This window comes from Pseudomonas sp. I8001 (assembly GCF_013385345.1).
Classification (GTDB): domain Bacteria; phylum Pseudomonadota; class Gammaproteobacteria; order Pseudomonadales; family Pseudomonadaceae; genus Aquipseudomonas.
The window spans coordinates 52,370-67,767 of the sequence record NZ_JACAQC010000017.1 but is presented as its reverse complement, the minus strand read 5'-3'; the positions used below and the strand labels follow the sequence as shown (position 1 = coordinate 67,767).

Sequence of the window (15,398 nt, the reverse complement as noted above, 5' to 3'; positions counted from 1 at the left end):
GCGGTGTATCAGTCAATAAATCTGTCGACTGACACTCCGTATTCGCGAGCAAGCCCGCTCCCACAGTTTGGTTTTGCAGTGTTGCTTAGACCTTGACGATCCAGCCCTCAGGCGCTTCGACGTCGCCGGACTGTACGCCAGTCAGCTCTTTGTAGAGCTTCTGGGTGACCGGGCCGACTTCTTTTTCGCTGTAGAACACGTGCAGCTTGTCTTTGTACTCGATGCCGCCGATCGGGGTGATCACGGCGGCGGTGCCGCAGGCGCCGGCTTCCTTGAAGTCCGACAGCTTGTCGATCAGCACGTCGCCTTCAACCACTTCCAGGCCCAGGCGCGATTTTGCCAGCTCGATCAGCGACAGGCGGGTGATGCCTGGCAACACCGACGGCGAGTTCGGGGTGACGAACTTGTTGTCGTGGGTGATCCCGAAGAAGTTGGCCGAGCCGACTTCTTCGATCTTCGAGTGGGTGGCCGGGTCGAGGTAGATGCAGTCGGCGAAGTTGGCTTTTTTCGCCAGGGAACCGGGCATCAGGCTGGCGGCGTAGTTGCCACCGACCTTGGCTGCGCCGGTGCCGTTGGGAGCCGCACGGTCGTAGCCGGAGATCAGGAAGTTGTGCGGGGTCAGGCCGCCCTTGAAGTAGGCGCCGACCGGGATGCAGAAGATCGAGAAGATGAATTCCGGCGCGGTGCGCACGCCGATGTTGTCACCGGTGCCGATCACGAACGGGCGCAGGTACAGCGCGCCGCCGGTGCCGTACGGCGGGATGAACCGCTCGTTGGCGCGGACCACTTCCTTGCAGGCTTCGATGAAGGCGTCGGTCGGCACTTGTGGCATCAGCAGGCGGCCACAGCTGCGCTGCATGCGCGCGGCATTCTGGTCGGGGCGGAACAGGTTGATCGAACCGTCCTTGCAGCGGTAGGCCTTGAGGCCTTCAAAGCATTGCTGGCCGTAGTGCAGGGCGGTGGAGCCCTCGCTGATGTGCAGCACGTTGTCGTCGGTCAGGGTGCCTTTTTGCCACTCGCCGTCTTTCCAGGTCTGGAGGAAACGCTTGTCGGTCTTGATGTAGTCAAAACCCAGCTTGTCCCAATTGATGCTTTCGTTACCCATGACACCCTCTATCTTTTGTCAACCGCCTGGTCGAAGGCAGGCTTATGGTTTATTTCTGGATGGGCGCAACAATACTTCATTCTTGGCTTGTGTGGGAGCGGGCTTGCTCGCGAATGCGGCGTGTCATTCGATGCATTCGGTGCTGATCCACCGCTTTCGCGAGCAAGCCCGCTCCCACATTTGAACTTCGCCATTTTATAGGTGCAATGCATGCCCCAGGGCCCGCAGGGCTGCTTCCTGTACCGCTTCGCCGAGTGTCGGGTGGGCGTGGATGGTGCCCGCCACGTCTTCCAGGCGTGAACCCATTTCCAGGCTCAGGCCGAAGGCCGTGGACAGTTCCGAGACGCCAACGCCTACCGCCTGCCAGCCGACGATCAGGTGATTGTCGCGGCGCGCCACTACCCGCACGAAGCCGGTTTTCGACTCCAGGGTCATGGCCCGGCCATTGGCGGCGAACGGGAAGCTCGACACGATGCAGTCCAGCCCGGCCGCCCTGGCTTCGTCCGGGGTCTTGCCGACCACTACCAGTTCCGGGTCGGTGAAGCACACCGCCGGGATCGCGGCCGGGTTGAATTCGCGGGATTTACCGCTGATCAGTTCGGCGACCATTTCGCCCTGGGCCATGGCCCGGTGGGCGAGCATCGGTTCACCGCTGAGGTCACCGATGGCCCACACATTGCGCATGCTGGTCTGGCAGCGGCTGTCGATCTTGATCGCCGAGCCGTTCATGTCCAGGTTCAAGGCTTCGAGGTTCCAGCCCTGGGTGTTGGGTTTGCGACCAACGGCAACCAGCACCTGGTCGGTTTCCAGCGACAGCGTCTCGCCGCTGGGGTCACGCACTTGCAGGGTGTTGTGCTCAAAACCGCTGACGCTGTGTTTCAGGAACACCTTCACCCCCAGTTGCTTCAGGGATTCGGCCACCGGTTGGGTCAGTTCGGCGTCGTAGGCCGGCAAAATCCGGTCCTGGGCCTCAACCACGCTGACCTCGGCACCGAGCTTGCGATAGGCAATCCCCAATTCCAGGCCAATGTAGCCGCCGCCCACCACGATCAAGCGTTTCGGGATGCGTTTCGGCGCCAGGGCTTCGGTGGAGGAGATGATCGGCCCGCCAATCGGCAGCATCGGCAGGTTGACACTTTTCGAGCCGGTGGCCAGCAACAGGTGTTCACACTGGATGCGCTGGTCGCCGACATCGACGGTCTTGCCGTCCACGACCTTGGCCCAGCCCTGGATGACCTGGACCTTGTGTTTTTTCAGCAGCGCGGCTACGCCGGTGGTCAGGCGGTCGACGATGCCGTCTTTCCATTCAACGCTTTTGCCGATGTCCAGGGTCGGCACATCGACTTCGATACCCAACGGCGAACCCTGGCTGTGGTGCACGGTTTGCTGGAACTGTTCGGCGACATGGATCAGCGCCTTGGACGGAATGCAGCCGATGTTCAGGCAGGTGCCGCCCAGCGATTGGCCTTCCACCAGGATGGTCGGGATGCCCAGCTGGCCGGCGCGAATCGCTGCCACGTAACCGCCAGGCCCACCGCCGATGATCAGCAGCGTGGTGTGCAATGTTTGAGACATGGGTTACTCCAGGAACAGGCTGGCGGGTTGTTCGAGCAGGCCACGGATGGCCTGGATGAATTGCGCCGCGTCCATGCCATCGACCACCCGGTGATCGAAGGAGCTGGAGAGGTTCATCATCTTGCGGATCACGATCTGGCCCTTGATCACCATCGGCCGCTCGACAATGCGGTTGACCCCGACGATGGCCACTTCCGGCAGGTTCAGCACCGGGGTGCTGACAATCCCGCCCAACGCACCGAGGCTGGTCAGGGTGATGCTCGAGCCCGACAGCTCATCGCGACTGGCCTTGCCATTGCGCGCCGCATTCGCCAAGCGATTGATTTCTTGCGCCGTGCCCCACAGGTCGCGGGCTTCGGCGTGACGCACCACCGGCACCATCAGGCCGACATCGCTCTGGGTGGCGACACCCACATGCACCGCGCCGAGGCGGGTGATGACCTGGGCTTCGTCGTCATAACGCGCGTTGATCTGCGGATAGTCGCGCAATGCGACGACCATGGCCCGCACCAGGAACGGCAGCAGGGTCAGCTTGCCGCGGGTAGCGCCGTGTTTCTCGTTGAGGTGCACGCGCAACTCATCGAGGGCGGTGACGTCGATCTCTTCCACATAGCTGAAATGCGCGGCGCGCCGGGTGGCGTCCTGCATGCGCTGGGCGATCTTGCGGCGCATGCCGATCACCGGGATTTGCTGCTCGTCGTTGCGTTCGGCGTACGGGTTGGAGGCCCCGGAATTTTTCGCCGGACCCTGGAGCAAGTAAGCGTCCAGATCTTCATGCAGAATCCGGCCAGCCGGGCCTGAGCCCTGGACCAGTCGTAGCTGGATGCCAGCATCCAGCGCATGTTTGCGCACGGCCGGGGAGGCCAGCGGGCGGTCATCGGCCTCGCGGGCCACGGGCGCTTGCGCAGCCGCCACCGCAGGTTTGGCTGCCGGCTTGGGTTCAACCACCGGCGCGGCCCTGGCTTCGACTTTCGGTGCAGGAGCCGGTGCCGGCGCGACCTCTTCAACCACCGCCGACAACGCCGACTCCCTGGTATTGCCCGCGCCTTCCACTTCGATACTGATCAAAACACTGCCCACCGCCATGACTTCCCCCGGCTCGCCGCCGAGGGAAATCACCTTGCCGTGCACCGGCGACGGAATGTCCACCATGGCCTTGTCGGTCATCACGTCCGCCAGCACCTGGTCTTCTACCACCAGGTCGCCGACCTTGACGTGCCATACCGACAATTCAACTTCTGCGATGCCTTCGCCAATGTCCGGCATCTTGATAACGTGCGTGCCCATTCAGACCTCCATAACCCGATGCAAAGCCGCGCCCACTCGGGTCGGGCCAGGGAAATACGCCCACTCTTGCGCGTGGGGATACGGGGTATCCCAACCGGTGACGCGCTCGATCGGCGCTTCCAGGTAGTGGAAGCAATGCTCCTGCACCAGCGCCACCAGCTCGGCGCCGAACCCGCAGGTACGGGTGGCTTCGTGAACGATCACGCAGCGACGGGTTTTCTTCACGGAATTGACGATGGTTTCCAGGTCCAGCGGCCACAGGCTGCGCAGGTCGATGACTTCGGCGTCGATGCCGGTTTCTTCGGCGGCGACTTGCGACACATACACCGTGGTGCCGTAGGTGAGGATCGTCACGTCCTTGCCCGGGCGGGCGATGGCGGCCACATCCAGCGGCACGGTGTAGTAACCGTCCGGCACCTGCGCTTGCGGGTGTTTCGACCACGGGGTTACCGGGCGGTCGTGGTGGCCGTCGAACGGGCCGTTATACAGGCGCTTGGGTTCGAGGAAGATCACCGGGTCATCGTTTTCGATGGAGGCGATCAGCAGGCCCTTGGCGTCGTACGGATTGGACGGCATCACCGTGCGCAGGCCGCAGACCTGGGTGAACACCGCTTCAATACTCTGGCTGTGGGTCTGGCCGCCGTAGATGCCGCCGCCGCAGGGCATGCGCATGGTCAGCGGTGCAGTGAACTGGCCGGCCGAGCGATAACGCAGGCGGGCGGCTTCGGAAATGATCTGGTCGGTGGCAGGGTACACGTAGTCGGCGAACTGAATCTCGGCCACCGGCCGCAGGCCATAGGCGCCCATGCCGACCGCCACGCCGACGATCCCGCTTTCGGAGATCGGTGCGTCGAACACCCGCGAGGTGCCGTACTTGTTCTGCAAGCCTTCGGTGCAACGGAACACGCCGCCGAAGTAACCGACGTCCTGGCCGAACACCACCACATTGTCGTCTCGCTCAAGCATCACATCCATGGCCGAGCGCAAGGCCTGGATCATGGTCATGGTCGTGGTGGTCATGGCGGTTTCCAGCTCGATATTGTTGTTGTGATCGTTCATGTCAGATCCCCAACTCTTGACGCTGGCGCTTCAAGTGCTCCGGCATCTCTTTATAAACGTCTTCGAACATGGTCGCGGCGCTTGGAATCTGGCCACCGGCCAGGGTGCCGTACTGTTCGGCTTCTTTCTGGGCCTTGAGCACTTCGGCTTCAAGTTCGGCACTGACCGCCGCGTGTTCCTCTTCGGACCACTGACCAATCTTGATCAGGTGCTGCTTGAGGCGGGCGATCGGGTCGCCCAGCGGGAAGTGGCTCCAGTCGTCGGCGGGACGGTATTTGGACGGGTCATCGGAGGTGGAGTGCGGGCCGGCACGGTAGGTCACCCATTCGATCAGGGTCGGGCCCAGGTTGCGGCGGGCACGTTCGGCGGCCCAGGCGGAGGCGGCGTACACCGCGACAAAGTCGTTGCCGTCCACCCGCAGGGAGGCGATGCCGCAACCCACGCCGCGTCCGGCAAAGGTCGTGGCTTCACCGCCGGCAATGGCCTGGAAGGTGGAGATCGCCCACTGGTTGTTCACTACGTTAAGAATCACGGGTGCCCGGTACACGTGGGCGAAGGTGAGGGCGGTGTGGAAGTCGGACTCAGCGGTGGCGCCGTCGCCGATCCAGGCCGAGGCAATCTTGGTATCCCCCTTGATGGCCGAGGCCATGCCCCAGCCCACGCCTTGTACGAACTGGGTGGCGAGGTTGCCGGAAATCGTGAAGAAGCCGGCATCTTTTACCGAGTACATGATCGGCAACTGGCGGCCCTTGAGCGGGTCGCGCTCGTTGGACAGCAGCTGGCAGATCAGGTCTACCAGCGGCACTTCCCGGGCCATCAGGATGCTTTGCTGGCGATAGGTGGGGAAGCACATGTCGTCGATGTTCAAGGCCAGGGCCTGGGCGCTGCCGATGGCTTCTTCGCCGAGGCTTTGCATGTAGAACGACATCTTCTTCTGACGCTGGGCGACCACCATGCGGTTGTCGAAGATCCGCGTCTTGAGCATGGCGCGCATGCCCTTGCGCAGAATCTCGACTGGCACGCCTTCAGCCCATGGGCCGAGGGCCTGGCCTTGATCGTCGAGCACGCGAATCAGGCCCTTGGCCAGGTCGGCGGTGTCGGCGGGTTCTACGTCGATTGGGGGTTTGCGCACCAGGCCAGCGTCAGTCAGGCGCAGGTAGGTAAAGTCGGTCTTGCAGCCTGGGCGGCCCGAGGGTTCGGGAACGTGCAGGCGCAGTGGTTCGTACTGCTGAGTCATGGCTTTCTACGCTCTATCTTGTGAATTTCTTGTAGTGGGCGCGGTAGCTGACAGTCCTTCTTCGGGTAGAAGAAATCTTGTCCTACAACAATCATAGGCTCGGCTCAGGAGAATATTTATCTCTGTTTCATTGCGTTGGAGATCATTTGGGGATAAAAAAACTGCATAAACATAATAAACAGGTGGTTTTGTCTCATGCGCAAACTGGACCGTATCGATATCGGCATTCTGAACGCCCTTCAGGAGAACGCCCGCATCACCAACGCCGACCTGGCCCGCTCGGTCAACCTGTCGCCCACGCCGTGTTTCAACCGGGTCAAGGCCATGGAAGAACTGGGGCTGATTCGCGACCAGGTGACGCTGCTGGACGCCGACCTGCTGGGGCTGCACGTCAATGTGTTCATCCACGTCAGCCTGGAAAAGCAGAACGAATTGGCATTGCAGCAATTCGAAGGGGCGATTTCGGATCGCCCCGAAGTGATGGAGTGCTACCTGATGGCCGGCGACCCCGATTATCTGATTCGGGTGCTGGTGCCCACCATCCAGTCCCTGGAGCGTTTCATGATGGACTTCCTGACCAAAGTCCCGGGTGTCGCCAACATCCGCTCCAGCTTTGCCCTCAAGCAAGTGCGCTACAAGACCGCACTGCCGCTACCGGCCAACGGCATCAACCTCGGCTAATGAACGACACAAAACAAATGTGGGAGCGGGCTTGCTCGCGAATGGGGAGTGTCAGTCACCGAAAATATAGACTGATACACCGCATTCGCGAGCAAGCCCGCTCCCACATTTTGTAGTGCATTTCAAAGCTGGTTGAGGGGAATCTTCAAATAAACCACCCCATTTCCTTCCGCCGGCGGCATCACCCCGGCCCGCACATTCACCTGAATCGCCGGCAACAACAGCGTCGGCATGCCCAACCCGGCATCCCGCGTGGTGCGCATCTCGACAAACGCCGCCTCATCCACCCCGTCATGCACATGAATATTCCCCGCCCGCTGTTCAGCCACCGTGGTCAGGCACTTGGCTGCGCGTCCTTCGGGCGGATAGTCATGGCACACATAAAGGCGGGTTTCAGGCGCGAAGGCCAACAACTTGCGCATCGACCCATACAGCTGGCGCGCATCCCCACCAGGGAAATCGCAGCGCGCCGTGCCCACGTCCGGCATGAACAGCGTGTCGCCCACCAGAATCAACTGGTCATCAATCAGGTAAGCCATATCCGCCGGCGTATGCCCCGGCACATGCAGCGCCTGGGCCTTCAGGTTGCCGATGTGAAACACCTCATCCGGCGCAAACAGATGGTCGAACTGCGACCCATCCACCCGAAACTCCGGCTCCAGGTTGAACAGGTTCTTGAACACTCCCTGCACCTTGCTGATGGACTGGCCAATCGCGATCTTGCCCCCCAGCTGGCGACGCAAATAAGGCGCAGCCGACAGATGATCCGCATGGGCGTGGGTTTCCAGCAACCACTGCACCTGCAAGCCATGCTCGCGCACAAACGCGATCACCTTGTCCGCCTGGCCGGTGCCGGTGCGTCCGGAGGCCGGGTCGTAGTTGAGCACCGAATCAACGATGGCGCATGGGCCACCGTCCGTTTCATAGACGACGTAGGTGTAGGTCGACGACGCCTCGTCCAGAAAGGATTGAATCAACGCTGACATGACGGGTTTCCCAGATAGCTAATGGCGACTTACATTCAGTTAGGTTTCCACATAACCTTGTGAGCTTAAGTGAATTAAAGGACCCGAGGCAAAGGATGGCATCGTGGTGGCAAACAGCTAGGGCGTGGTGCCATACGGCAACGACCCTTGCGTGCATTAACTGAAAAAGGCCATAGACCATGAACGACCAACACTGGGGACCTACCATCAGTGGCGATATCGTTGTCATCGGTGGCGGCTCGGCAGGCATCGGCCTGCTGGCCAGCCTGCTCAAGCGCGACCCGCACCTGAACATCATCCTGATCGAGCCCAACGACCACCACTACTACCAGCCGGCCTGGACCCTGGTGGGCGGTGGGGCTTATGACGTTACCAGGACCGTGCGCCCCATGGCCGACGTGCTGCCCAACGGCGTCACCTGGATCCAGGCCGCGGTCAGCGAATTACTGCCCGACGAGCAAACCCTGGTGCTCGACAGCGGCCAGCGCGTCAGCTGGAAGAACCTCATCGTGTGCCCGGGCCTGCGCCTGGCCTGGGAGAAGATCGAAGGCCTGCAAGAGACCCTCGGCCGGCATGGCGTAACGTCCAACTACAGCTATGAACACGCCGCCTACACCTGGCAGCTGGTGCGGCAACTCAAAAATGGCAAGGCGCTGTTCACCCAGCCGGCCATGCCGATCAAATGTGCCGGCGCTCCGCAAAAAGCCATGTACCTGTCGTGCGATCACTGGCTCCGCCAGGGTGACCTGAAAAACATCAAGGTCGAATTCAACCTGGCTGGTGCCGCCTTGTTCGGCGTGCCGACCTTCGTGCCGCCGCTGATGAAGTACGTTGAAAAGTACTCGGCGCAACTGGCATTCAACTCCAACCTGGTCAAGGTCGACGGCCCCGCGCGCAAGGCCTGGTTCGAAATCAAGGACGCCGAAGGCAATGTGCGCGTCGAAGAGAAAACCTTCGACCTGCTGCACGTCGTCCCGCCACAGGTCTCGCCGGACTTCATTCGCCACAGCGCCCTGGCCGATGCCGCCGGCTGGTGCGAAGTGAATCCCCAGAGCCTGCAACACCTGCGCTACCCGCACATCTTCGGCCTGGGCGATGTGTGTTCCACCACCAACGCCAAGACCGCCGCGGCGGTGCGCAAGCAAATCGTGGTGGTGGCGGAAAACCTGCTGGCCCTGCGCAGACAGGCACCGTTGCCCCTCAAGTACGACGGCTATGGCTCCTGCCCGCTGACCGTGGAGAAGGGCAAGGTGGTGCTGGCCGAGTTCGGCTATGGCGGCAAGTTGCTGCCGACCTTTCCCCTCGACCCGACTGTGGCGCGGCGTTCGGCGTGGTTCCTCAAGGCGAGTTTCCTGCCGTGGTTCTACTGGAACGGCATGCTCAAGGGCCGCGAGTGGCTGACCCGTCTGGCCAAGGTGGATTGAGGCAACCCTATGCTGCTGGCAAGTTTTCTGGGCGTGTTGATGGGGTTGGTCATGGGCCTGACCGGTGCCGGAGGCGGCATTCTTGGTGTCCCGGCCCTGGTATTGGGGCTGGGGTTGACCATGACCCAGGCCGCGCCCGTGTCGTTGTTCGCGGTGGGCGCGGCCGCTGCCGTGGGGGCTGTCGACGGTTTGCGCCATGGCCTGGTGCGTTACCGCGCGGCGCTGCTGATTGCGCTGCTTGGCGCGCTGTTTTCGCCGCTGGGGGTTTTCTTCGCCCACCAGATGTCGGAGAAAGTCCTGATGGGCCTGTTCAGTGCGCTGATGGTGCTGGTGGCCTGGCGCATGCTGCAACGGGAGAAGCTTGAGGCCGGGCCGAGCGACCACGGCACCGCGTCGTGGGGCCAGAAGAACTGCATGCTCGACCAGCAGACCGGGCGCTTTTCCTGGACCGCCAAATGCACCGCCACCCTGGCCGCCCTCGGCGCAGTGACCGGTGCGGTATCGGGCCTGCTCGGCGTGGGCGGCGGCTTCCTGATCGTACCGGCCTTCAAGCAACTGACCGATGTGCAGATGCGCGGCATCGTCGCCACCTCGCTGATGGTGATCAGCCTGATCTCGTTGATCGGTGTGATCGGTGCGTTTCATGCCGGGGTCAGTATCGAGCCGATGGGCTGGGTGTTTATCGGTTCGAGCATTGTCGGCATGTTGGCGGGGCGGCGCCTGTGCTCGGTGATCAAGGCGCGCACCTTGCAGGTGGGTTTTGCCACCCTGTGTGTGCTGGTGGCGGCGGGCATGCTGTTTCGGGCCCTCATTCAGGTGCCTTGAAATGCGGTCAGCATCCCGCCCCTACGGGTATCAGCGCCGCAGGTAGGCACCAAAGTCGATGTCCCCGGCGCTGAGAATCGCCTGCACCCGATTGTGCACGTTCAACTTGCGCAGGATCGCCGAGACATGGGCCTTCACCGTGGTCTCGGCAATCTCCAGGCTATAGGCGATTTGCTTGTTCGAGTCACCCTTGGTCATCCGCTCCAGCACCAGCAATTGCTTGCGGGTCAGGGCCTGCAGCAGCTCCGGCGCAAGCCCCAGGCAATCATTCATGCGCCGTTGCCCGCCGATTTTCTGGCTGCGAATAATCTCCGGCGGCAAATACACATTGCCGTTGAGAATCTGTTGGATTGCCTCGGTCATCTGCAGCCTGGGCGAGGACTTGGTGATAAACCCCACCGCGCCATAGGTGATGGCTTGCAGCACGACCTGCTTGTCCTGCTCGGCGGACACGATCACCACCGGAATCGTCGGCGACTCGTTGCGCAGGTTGATCAGGCCATTGAGGCCGTGCATGCCCGGCATGTTCAGGTCCAGCAGGATCAGATCCAGATCGTCGTGCTCCTGGCTCATGGTCAGGGCGCTGTCCAGGTCGCCGGTTTCCATCACTTCGCTGCCCGGGAACCCGTCGCTGATGACGTTGTGGATCGCCTCGCGAAACAGTGGGTGATCGTCGGCTATCAGAATTTTGTACATGGACGTTCGCCTTATTATTTTTGCTTATTCAAGCAGGTCCGATCCATAGGGTCATGCGCCCATTACATGCCAGTCTCGATGCCTTGGGAATGCGACGATAGAGAGGGGAATCAGTACCAAAGTAGTAGATCGTGCCGTACGTCGCGGTTTCAGCGCCACCCATTGGTCTGATTGCATTCAGTGTCGGATGGGTTAGTGTGGAGCGCATCTTCCAGAATAATAAAAACAGGCTTACCAATGAGCCCGAACCTGAGTCTCCTGCGTAAATTCGTTTCCCCTGAAATCATCTTTGGCGCCGGCTGCCGGCACAACGTAGGCAACTACGCCAAGACCTTTGGCGCGCGCAAGGTGTTGGTGGTGAGTGATCCCGGCGTGGTTGCTGTCGGCTGGGTGGCCGATGTCGAGGCCAGCCTGCAAGCCATCGGCATCGACTACTGCCTGTACACCGCCGTTTCGCCCAACCCCCGGGTTGAAGAGGTGATGCTCGGCGCCGAGGTCTACCGTGAAAACCATTGCGACGTGATCGTCGCCGTCGGTGGCGGCAGCCCGATGGACTGCGGCAAGGCCATCGGCATCGTGGTCGCCCATGGCTGCAGCATCCTCGACTTCGAAGGCGTCGACACCATCCGCGTGCCGAGCCCGCCGCTGATCCTGATCCCGACCACCGCGGGCTCCTCGGCGGATGTCTCGCAGTTCGTGATCATTTCCAACCAGCAGGAGCGCATGAAGTTCTCCATCGTCAGCAAGGCGGTGGTGCCCGATGTTTCACTGATCGACCCGGAAACCACGGCGAGCATGGACCCGTTTCTCTCGGCCTGTACCGGCATCGATGCGCTGGTGCATGCCATCGAGGCCTTCGTGTCCACCGGCCACGGCCCGCTGACCGATCCCCACGCGCTGGAAGCCATGCGCCTGATCAATGGCAACCTGGTGCAGATGATCGCCAACCCCGGCGACATCGCCCTGCGGGAGAAAATCATGCTGGGCAGCATGCAGGCCGGGCTGGCGTTTTCCAACGCGATCCTCGGCGCGGTGCATGCCATGTCCCACAGCCTTGGCGGCTTTCTCGACCTGCCCCATGGCCTGTGCAACGCGGTGCTGGTGGAACATGTGGTGGCGTTCAACTACAGCGCGGCACCGGAGCGTTTCAAGGTGATTGCCGAGACCTTCGGCATTGATTGCCGGGGCCTCAACCACCGGCAAATCTGCGGCCGGCTGGTGGACCATTTGATCGCGTTGAAGCATGCGATCGGCTTCCATGAAACCCTCGGCCTGCATGGGATTCGAGTGGCGGACATTCCCTTTCTGTCGCAGCACGCCATGCACGACCCGTGCATCCTTACCAACCCGCGTGAATCCAGCCAGCGTGACGTCGAGGTCGTCTATGGCGAAGCTCTCTGACGATCAGCAACGGGCACTCGCGGGGCTCCTGGGGCTGGGCAACCACTCGGCGCGCAAGAGTCATTACCCCGAACTGACCGCGCGCCTCGACGAGCTGGAAGCCGAGCGCAATCGCTACATCCGCCTCAACGACGAATTGGAACAGCGGGTCGCGGCGCGTACCGACGAGTTGCTGGAAGCCAACCGCAACCTGCAACAGCAAATCGCCCAGCGCGAGAAGATCGAGCAGGACTTGCGCGATGCTCGGGATGCCGCCCAGGCCGCCAACCGCAGCAAGGACAAATACCTTGCCGCCGCCAGTCATGACCTGCTGCAACCCCTCAACGCCGCACGCTTGCTGATTTCCACCCTGCGCGAGCGCAACTTGCCCAGCGTCGAACACGTGTTGGTGGAGCGCACCCATCAGGCCCTGGAAGGCGCCGAGGATTTGCTCACCGACTTGCTGGACATTTCCCGACTCGATCAAGCGGCGGTCAAGCCGGACATCGCCCTGTACCGTCTCGACGAACTGTTCGCACCGCTGGTCTCGGAATTCCAGTCGGTGGCCGCGGCGTCCGGGCTGAACCTGCGGGCGCGTACAGGCCATTACGCAATCAACACCGACCTGCGGCTGGTGACGCGGATCCTGCGCAATTTCCTCAGCAACGCCTGCCGCTACACGAGCGCGGGCTCCATCCTGCTGGGCGCCCGCCGCCGGGGTGAGCGGTTGCGCCTGGAGGTGTGGGACACCGGGCGCGGAATTGCGGCGGACCGCCTGGACGCCATCTTCCTGGAGTTCAATCAACTGGACGTGGGCCGCGCCGCCGACCGCAAGGGCGTGGGACTGGGGTTGGCGATTGTCGAGCGTATCGCCGAGGTCCTCGGTTATCCGGTGGCGGTGCGTTCGTGGCCGGGGCGCGGTTCGATGTTCAGCATCGAAGTCCCCATCAGCGAGGACATGCCGCTGCCCATCAGTGTGGTGGCCGCGCAACCGAGCACCGGCAACCCGTTGCCGGGGAGGCGGCTGCTGGTGCTGGACAACGAAGTCGGCATCCTCGACAGCATGAGCGCGCTGCTTGGGCAGTGGGGCTGCGAGGTGGTCACTGCGACCGACCAGGCCGGCGCACTGGTTGCGTTGCAGGGCAGGGCACCGGAGCTGATTCTCGCGGACTATCACCTGGACCATGGCGTGGTGGGCTGTGAGGTCGTGCACCAGTTGCGCGAGCATTTTGGCTGCAGGATTCCGGCAGTGATTATCACCGCCGACCGCACCGACCAATGCCGCCGTGCATTGCAGCGCCTGGACGTGCCATTGCTGAACAAGCCGGTCAAGCCCGGCAAGTTGCGAGCGGTGTTGACCCAGTTATTGGCCTAGCCACTTGATACCCGTCAACACCGGGCGTGACGCTTTGCCTCATGCTGTGGGCCAGATTTCACGGCCGACGGAGAACCCCATGAGTGCCCCCGCAACAACTGCTGCTTCATTCAAGTTGCCCCTGGGCCTGGTGGTCGGCGTACTGGTGATGGTCGGCGTGCTGCTGTTGCCGCTGCCGGCCGACTTGCCGGTGGCCGGGCACCGGATGCTGGCGATCCTCGCGTTTGCGGTGGTGGTATGGATCACCGAAGCGGTCTCCTACGAGGCCAGCGCGATCATGATCACCTCGTTGATGGCGTTTTTGCTCGGCACTGCGCCGTCGCTGCAAGACCCGACGCACCTGATCGGTTCCAGCCCGGCCATCAGCATGGCGTTGACGGGGTTTTCCAACCCGGCGCTGGCGCTGGTGGCCGGCGCGTTGTTTATCGCCGCAGCCATGACCCATACCGGGCTGGACCGGCGCATCGCGTTGGTCACCCTGACCCGGGTGGGTACCAGCACCCGGGGCATTCTCGTCGGGGCAGTTGCCGTGACCATCCTCTTGAGCCTGGTGGTGCCCAGCGCCACGGCCCGCAGTGCGTGTGTGGTGCCGATCATGATGGGGGTGATTGCCGCGTTTGGCGTGGACAAGCGTTCGAATATTGCGGCCGGGATCATGATCGTCGTGGCCCAGGGTACGAGCATCTGGAACGTCGGTATCCAGACGGCGGCGGCGCAGAACCTGCTGACGGTTGGCTTCATGGACAAGATGCTGGGGCAGCGGGTGTCGTGGATCGACTGGTTGATCGCCGGGGCGCCGTGGGCGCTGATCATGTCGGCGGTGTTGTTGTTTTTGGTGTTGAAGCTGCTGCCGCCGGAGAGTGACAGCATTCCCGGAGGCAAGGAGGCGGTGGCGCAATCGCTGGTGGACATCGGGCCGATGACGGGGCCTCAGAAGCGCTTGCTGACGGTGTCGGTGTTGCTGTTGTTGGCCTGGGCCACGGAAGGGCGGTTGCACAGCTTTGATACGACCTCGACGACGTATGCCGGGCTGGTGTTCTTGCTGATGCCGGGGATTGGGGTGATGACCTGGAAGGATGTGCAGTCGCGGATTCCGTGGGGCACGGTGATTGTGTTTGGGGTTGGCATCAGCCTGGGGACGGCGTTGCTGACCACCCAGGCGGGGCAGTGGCTGGGGTCGCAGGTGGTGGCGCATACCGGGTTGGACCAGGTGGGGCCGCTGGGGGTGTTTGCGATTCTGGGGGTGTTTTTGATCGTGATTCATTTGGGGTTTGCCAGTGCCACGGCGTTGACCTCGGCGTTGTTGCCGATTTTGATTGCGGTGTTGCAGACGTTGCCCGGGGAGTTCAGTCGGCTGGGGATGACGATGTTGCTGGGGTTTGTGATGAGCTACGGGTTTATCCTGCCCATCAATGCGCCGCAGAATATGGTGTGTTTGGGGACCGGCACGTTTACCGCGCGGCAGTTTGCCAAGGTCGGGATTTTGGTGACGTTGATTGGGTATGGGTTGATGTTGGTGTTTGCGGCTACGTATTGGAGTTGGTTGGGGTGGATTTGAGGTGGGGGGCATATCCGTTATTTCGGTAACGGCCGCTTATCGTTCCGCTCTTACAGCGGCCCGCTTCGCACTGCCTGCGTTCGGCCTCGGGCTCATTGGGGCAGTCAGATCAAGGTCAAAAGCAAAAGCACAGCGGCCTACCGGCCGGCTTGAGTGTTAAAAACAGAGGCAAGATCCAGGGCGAAAGCAGAGCTGCTTTTCTGTGGGAGC

General features: G+C 62.1%; 13 protein-coding genes. 6 read left to right on the top strand and 7 right to left on the bottom strand.

Features of this window, described 5'->3' with window-relative positions; genetic code table 11:
- Nucleotides 1-85: 85 nt before the first annotated feature.
- The 5 genes from HX839_RS15000 to HX839_RS14980 all read right to left on the bottom strand — a co-directional run bounded on the left by HX839_RS15000 (nt 86) and on the right by HX839_RS14980 (nt 6,263).
- On the bottom strand, nt 86-1,105 hold the full coding sequence (locus tag HX839_RS15000; RefSeq protein ID WP_003212864.1) for a branched-chain amino acid aminotransferase: 1,020 nt from the start codon (nt 1,103-1,105) through the stop codon (nt 86-88).
- A gap of 195 nt (nt 1,106-1,300) precedes the next feature.
- On the bottom strand, nt 1,301-2,680 hold the full coding sequence (gene lpdA / locus HX839_RS14995) for a dihydrolipoyl dehydrogenase (protein WP_177021068.1): 1,380 nt from the start codon (nt 2,678-2,680) through the stop codon (nt 1,301-1,303).
- Between the two features lie 3 nt (nt 2,681-2,683).
- On the bottom strand, nt 2,684-3,967 hold the full coding sequence (locus HX839_RS14990; RefSeq protein WP_102369558.1) for a dihydrolipoamide acetyltransferase family protein: 1,284 nt from the start codon (nt 3,965-3,967) through the stop codon (nt 2,684-2,686).
- A complete protein-coding gene (locus tag HX839_RS14985; protein WP_003212859.1) occupies nt 3,968-5,026 on the bottom strand; it encodes an alpha-ketoacid dehydrogenase subunit beta in 1,059 nt (352 codons plus the stop codon). It abuts the gene before it with no gap.
- Nucleotide 5,027: 1 nt separating this feature from the next.
- Nucleotides 5,028-6,263, bottom strand: a complete 1,236-nt coding sequence (locus tag HX839_RS14980; protein ID WP_003212857.1) for a 3-methyl-2-oxobutanoate dehydrogenase (2-methylpropanoyl-transferring) subunit alpha — start codon at nt 6,261-6,263, stop codon at nt 5,028-5,030.
- A gap of 195 nt (nt 6,264-6,458) precedes the next feature.
- On the opposite strand from HX839_RS14980, the gene bkdR reads away from it, so the two are divergent.
- The gene (gene bkdR / locus HX839_RS14975; RefSeq protein WP_003212855.1) at nt 6,459-6,944 is read left to right on the top strand and encodes a Bkd operon transcriptional regulator BkdR; all 486 of its coding nucleotides are present in this window, start codon (nt 6,459-6,461) and stop codon (nt 6,942-6,944) included.
- Nucleotides 6,945-7,066: 122 nt separating this feature from the next.
- Here the strand turns inward: bkdR and HX839_RS14970 are convergent, their stop codons facing one another.
- Nucleotides 7,067-7,930: an MBL fold metallo-hydrolase gene (locus HX839_RS14970; protein ID WP_003207791.1), complete on the bottom strand. Its 864-nt coding sequence runs from the start codon at nt 7,928-7,930 to the stop codon at nt 7,067-7,069.
- Between the two features lie 179 nt (nt 7,931-8,109).
- On the opposite strand from HX839_RS14970, the gene HX839_RS14965 reads away from it, so the two are divergent.
- Both HX839_RS14965 and HX839_RS14960 read left to right on the top strand, forming a co-directional pair.
- A complete protein-coding gene (locus HX839_RS14965; RefSeq protein WP_177067253.1) occupies nt 8,110-9,354 on the top strand; it encodes an FAD/NAD(P)-binding oxidoreductase in 1,245 nt (414 codons plus the stop codon).
- A 9-nt stretch (nt 9,355-9,363) separates the two neighbouring features.
- A complete protein-coding gene (locus tag HX839_RS14960) occupies nt 9,364-10,179 on the top strand; it encodes a sulfite exporter TauE/SafE family protein (protein WP_003207794.1) in 816 nt (271 codons plus the stop codon).
- 30 nt (nt 10,180-10,209) lie between these two features.
- On the opposite strand, the gene HX839_RS14955 is transcribed toward HX839_RS14960, so the two are convergent.
- Nucleotides 10,210-10,875, bottom strand: a complete 666-nt coding sequence (locus HX839_RS14955; RefSeq protein WP_003207796.1) for a response regulator transcription factor — start codon at nt 10,873-10,875, stop codon at nt 10,210-10,212.
- Between the two features lie 237 nt (nt 10,876-11,112).
- Here HX839_RS14955 and ercA point away from each other — a divergent pair, with 237 nt between their 5' ends.
- The 3 genes from ercA (at nt 11,113) to HX839_RS14940 (ending at nt 15,188) form a co-directional block, all read left to right on the top strand.
- Entirely contained in the window at nt 11,113-12,276 is a 1,164-nt protein-coding gene (gene ercA, locus HX839_RS14950; RefSeq protein ID WP_003207798.1) for an alcohol dehydrogenase-like regulatory protein ErcA, read from the top strand.
- Complete coding sequence (locus HX839_RS14945) at nt 12,260-13,630, top strand: hybrid sensor histidine kinase/response regulator (protein WP_003207799.1); 1,371 nt, start codon at nt 12,260-12,262, stop codon at nt 13,628-13,630. The genes ercA and HX839_RS14945 overlap by 17 nt, the downstream gene beginning before the upstream one ends.
- A 79-nt stretch (nt 13,631-13,709) precedes the next feature.
- Entirely contained in the window at nt 13,710-15,188 is a 1,479-nt protein-coding gene (locus tag HX839_RS14940) for a DASS family sodium-coupled anion symporter (RefSeq protein WP_008434472.1), read from the top strand.
- Nucleotides 15,189-15,398: the final 210 nt, after the last annotated feature.

Coding starts and splice junctions, on each gene's coding strand:
- HX839_RS15000 (WP_003212864.1), bottom strand. CDS start 1,105: ATGGGTAACGAAAGCATCAATTGGGACAAGCTGGGTTTTGACTACATC.
- lpdA (WP_177021068.1), bottom strand. CDS start 2,680: ATGTCTCAAACATTGCACACCACGCTGCTGATCATCGGCGGTGGGCCT.
- HX839_RS14990 (WP_102369558.1), bottom strand. CDS start 3,967: ATGGGCACGCACGTTATCAAGATGCCGGACATTGGCGAAGGCATCGCA.
- HX839_RS14985 (WP_003212859.1), bottom strand. CDS start 5,026: ATGAACGATCACAACAACAATATCGAGCTGGAAACCGCCATGACCACC.
- HX839_RS14980 (WP_003212857.1), bottom strand. CDS start 6,263: ATGACTCAGCAGTACGAACCACTGCGCCTGCACGTTCCCGAACCCTCG.
- bkdR (WP_003212855.1), top strand. CDS start 6,459: ATGCGCAAACTGGACCGTATCGATATCGGCATTCTGAACGCCCTTCAG.
- HX839_RS14970 (WP_003207791.1), bottom strand. CDS start 7,930: ATGTCAGCGTTGATTCAATCCTTTCTGGACGAGGCGTCGTCGACCTAC.
- HX839_RS14965 (WP_177067253.1), top strand. CDS start 8,110: ATGAACGACCAACACTGGGGACCTACCATCAGTGGCGATATCGTTGTC.
- HX839_RS14960 (WP_003207794.1), top strand. CDS start 9,364: ATGCTGCTGGCAAGTTTTCTGGGCGTGTTGATGGGGTTGGTCATGGGC.
- HX839_RS14955 (WP_003207796.1), bottom strand. CDS start 10,875: ATGTACAAAATTCTGATAGCCGACGATCACCCACTGTTTCGCGAGGCG.
- ercA (WP_003207798.1), top strand. CDS start 11,113: ATGAGCCCGAACCTGAGTCTCCTGCGTAAATTCGTTTCCCCTGAAATC.
- HX839_RS14945 (WP_003207799.1), top strand. CDS start 12,260: ATGGCGAAGCTCTCTGACGATCAGCAACGGGCACTCGCGGGGCTCCTG.
- HX839_RS14940 (WP_008434472.1), top strand. CDS start 13,710: ATGAGTGCCCCCGCAACAACTGCTGCTTCATTCAAGTTGCCCCTGGGC.